Here is a 3,406-nt window from a genome sequence, read left to right as displayed (position 1 = left end):
CTTGCCGGCAAGGGGCACGATTCGGGTCTTGTCGCGTTTCCCGGTGAGCGTGAGGTGCCCTGGTTTGGTCAGCGACAGGTCGGCCAGTGTGAGGGCGGTGATTTCGCTGACCCGGGCGGCGGTGTCGTAGAGCAGGATCAGGAGCATTCGGTTGCGGCGTGATTTCCCGGTGCGCCCGGTGAATACGGATAGGAAGGCTCGCGTCTGGTCTTCGGTGAGATATTCGATCGGCTTCTTCGGGGCGGACGGGGTCTTGAGGGTTCGTGCCGCCTCGCTCAGTGCCATGAGGCTGACATCCTCGGCGGCGGCGTAGGCCAGAAAAGCTTTGAGGGCGCTGATCCGCAGGGTGATGGTTCGCGCTGAATATTGTTTGTCGTCGGCGAGCCAGATCATCCATGCTTTCAGCATGTGTTCGGTCGAAGTGCTCGAAGCTCACCCGTGCGCGGTCGATGTGCTCGTGGTCGGTGAGGAAGGTGAGGAAGCATTCCAAGCTGATCCGGTAGGCCTCGACCGTTTTCGGTGAGAGTCTGCGGATTGTGGGCATGTACGTGTGCAGGAAGCCGCGCGCGAATGTGTAGAAGTCCGGCGCGCCGGTTGTGGTGTTGTGTTTCATTCGAATCCGACCTCCGGGAGCAGCGAGCCGGCACCGGCGGTGATGTGCCCGTAGGCGTCCATGAAGCCGGGCGATGTGTGAATGTAGTAGTAGGTCGACTCGACCGTTGCGTGACCCATGTAGGTCGACAGATACGGCAACATCGCGCCGACGTCGATGCCGTCGGCCATCCATCGTTCGATGTTGGCGTAGGCGAAATGGTGCCGGAAATCGTAGGGGCGGGGACGCTGTCCGCTCGCCGGTCGCGCCAAGCCGGCGTTATCCCAGATCCGGTTGAACATCACCCCGACCGTAGCGGCGGTGACCGGCTGGCCGGTCGAGGAGGTGAAGAACGTTTCCCGCCCGGCACCGATAGTCGATCTCGAGGTGTCGTCGCACGCTGCCAGCACGTCGGCGATATCACTGGTGATCGGCAGTCTGCGGCTGCGTCTGCCTTTGGACCAGATCACGTCGATGTGCCGGCCCGGCAGGTCGACGTGCTCGACCAGCAAGCGGCGGACCTCGCAGGTGCGGAGGCCCGACGAGTGCATCAGAGTGAAGAATGCGCTCGCCTGCCACCGCCACGGCGATGCCGTGTTCAGCTGTGCCGCGGCGGCGAAGAACGCGTCGATCTCCTTGGCAGTGAGCAGGTAGGGACGGGCGGGCACGACCGCGGACTTCCACCTGTCGGAGAGCACGTAGGCGTCTGTGTGCCCAGTGGCACGCAGAAAGCGGCCGAGGTCGCGGATGTATGACATCCACGACCGGTACCGGCCGGAGGTGGCCAATTGCGCTGTCACCCAGGCTTCGACGGTCTCCTGATCGAAAAGGGTCCGCTCGTGCTCGGCGCAATAGGAGTCGAACTTGTTCAGATACCAGATCCGCGAGGCACCGTCGCAACCCATCGCCCTTTTGAACTCGACGTACTCAGCCAACTGCGTCGCGAACGCGCTGGTGAATCCGCGGCCGTTCATGGCCGTGCGCTTTGCGGCACCGCCAGCACGCACCGGAGCAGCCGCTCGTCATCGATATTCATGTACTGCTTGGCCGATTCCTCGCTCGCGAGACCGAGCACCGCCGCGATGGTCGGCAACGGAGTCGCGGCCCGCAGCATCCGAGAGGCGGCGTTATGCCGCAGAAGACGGGTTCCACCCTTGACATCGGTCACCTCGGCAGCGGTGAACACCGTCGCAGTCACCCGGTGGATCGAGGCGTGATCACGAAGCCGAACATGCGGCGCCACCCGGCGTACGAACAGGTGATCGTCTTCGGTTTCGGGCCGCTCATGCACAACATAGTCGGCGAGCGTCGAGGTGAGAACGTCGATCAGCGGGACGGTGAGCGGGTTGCCCGTCTTTTGCTGCACGAGCGAGATCGTCTGCCCCTGCCAGTCGATATCGCCCAGTCGCAACGCAATGATGTCGCAGGCCCGAAGCCCGGTCGACAGTGCCAGCAAGGTGATTGCGGCGTCACGAACGCACACGATGCCGGACGTGCACGCGGCGATGATCCGCCGATGATCGTCGTCACCGAGGACCGGCACTATCGGATGGGGACGTTTCACTCCCGCCAGATTGACCGCGTCGATCAGATCTGCCCGGTTTATGAAGGTCAGGAAGGGGCGAAGGTTCGACACCACCCAGAACAACGTGGTTTTCGCCCACCTCGGCGACAACGAACGCAGGAACTCCAGAACGGTGCCACCGTCGGCGTCATCGAGTTCGACGGTTCCTCTCGATTCGAGAAAACACAGGTAGCCGCGGGCCGTCCGGCCGTAGGCCTCACGCGTTGCTGCAGCCAAACCGCGTTCGGCCATGTCCGATTCCCACGAATCATTAAGCACCACAAACTGAGCAGATGTCGGTCGCGGACCACCACCGCCGCGCCTACGCATCGACAGGTCGACCCGTCCGGTGGTCACGTAGGAGTCGAACAGGGCTACCAGTCGTCGGTAGTCGAACCTGCGCTGCGCGCTGAACCGTCCCGTGCGCGGGCTGGTCGTCATCGACGCGAAGCCGGCACCCAACGCTGGCGTGTAAGCATTTGCACCGTGTCGCTTCGCGTATTCGGTGAGCGCCTTGATGGTCTTTCCGTACTGCCCGATCGTCGATTCCATGTAGCCGACTGAACGCAACTCGGCAATAACAACCGCACCGATCCTGGTGATCGTCGTATCCATCGCCGTCTCCTTCCCATAGGGGCATGGACACGACAAACGTAAGCCTGACAGTCAATCGTTAAGCCGAATGAATACTCAGAATATCTAAGCAGCACAGACAAACTCACAAATTCCTCGGCTTAACGAAAACCTCGGCATAATCGGAGTGGAAAATTGCCCCATCGAGACCGGCGGCGCCACGACAGGCGGCGGCCGCACGCAGCGCGTCGGTGACCAACTCGGTGCGCATGTGGTCGGCGATCGACCACCCCGCCAACCGCCTCGAACCCAGGTCCAACACCGTCGCCAGATACAGAAATTCACCATCACCCACCGGCAAGTAGGTGATGTCCCCGACGTACCTGGTGTTCGGTGCGCTCGCCGTGAAATCCCGCCGGATCAGGTCCGGCACCGGGGCCGCATCCGGATCGGGAATCGTGGTGCGCACCGGTTTGCGCAGATGCAGCCCGACGATCCCCTTCACGCGCATCACCCGTTCGACCCGCTTGTGATTGACCTCGATCCCGGCATCGCGCAGCTCGGCGGTCACCCGCGGTGCCCCGTAGGTGCCGTCGGAGTCGGCATGGATGGCGCGGATCCGGGCGGCCAACTCCTCGTCGGCGGAGGTGCGGGCGGCCCGGGCCGGCGCGGCGGCC

At 63.2% G+C, this 3,406-nt stretch carries 3 protein-coding genes and 1 pseudogene; all 4 read right to left on the bottom strand.

The window, feature by feature from the left end:
• Positions 1 to 408, bottom strand: a 408-nt coding sequence (locus AZG88_RS34825; RefSeq protein ID WP_231914299.1) for a tyrosine-type recombinase/integrase, incomplete at its 3' end; no start/stop codon positions are given.
• A gap of 201 nt (positions 409 to 609) precedes the next feature.
• Positions 610 to 1,566 carry a tyrosine-type recombinase/integrase gene (locus AZG88_RS34820; protein WP_061700377.1) on the bottom strand — a complete coding sequence of 319 codons (957 nt, stop codon included), beginning with the start codon at positions 1,564 to 1,566 and terminating at the stop codon, positions 610 to 612.
• A complete protein-coding gene (locus tag AZG88_RS34815) occupies positions 1,563 to 2,771 on the bottom strand; it encodes a tyrosine-type recombinase/integrase (protein WP_061700376.1) in 1,209 nt (402 codons plus the stop codon). Before AZG88_RS34815 ends, AZG88_RS34820 begins: the two co-directional genes overlap by 4 nt.
• Positions 2,772 to 2,895: 124 nt before the next feature.
• Positions 2,896 to 3,406 (bottom strand): annotated as a pseudogene (locus tag AZG88_RS34810) (IS3 family transposase); the annotation flags it as partial.

It is taken from the genome of Rhodococcus sp. LB1 (assembly GCF_001583455.1).
GTDB lineage: Bacteria > Actinomycetota > Actinomycetes > Mycobacteriales > Mycobacteriaceae > Rhodococcus_F > Rhodococcus_F opacus.
The sequence above is the reverse complement of the archived record's forward strand: the minus strand, read 5'-3'. Positions and strand labels throughout refer to the sequence as shown.

Bases quoted from the DNA above. Each gene is read 5' to 3' on its own strand.
- AZG88_RS34820 (WP_061700377.1), bottom strand. From the start codon at position 1,566: ATGAACGGCCGCGGATTCACCAGCGCGTTCGCGACGCAGTTGGCTGAG.
- AZG88_RS34815 (WP_061700376.1), bottom strand. From the start codon at position 2,771: ATGGATACGACGATCACCAGGATCGGTGCGGTTGTTATTGCCGAGTTG.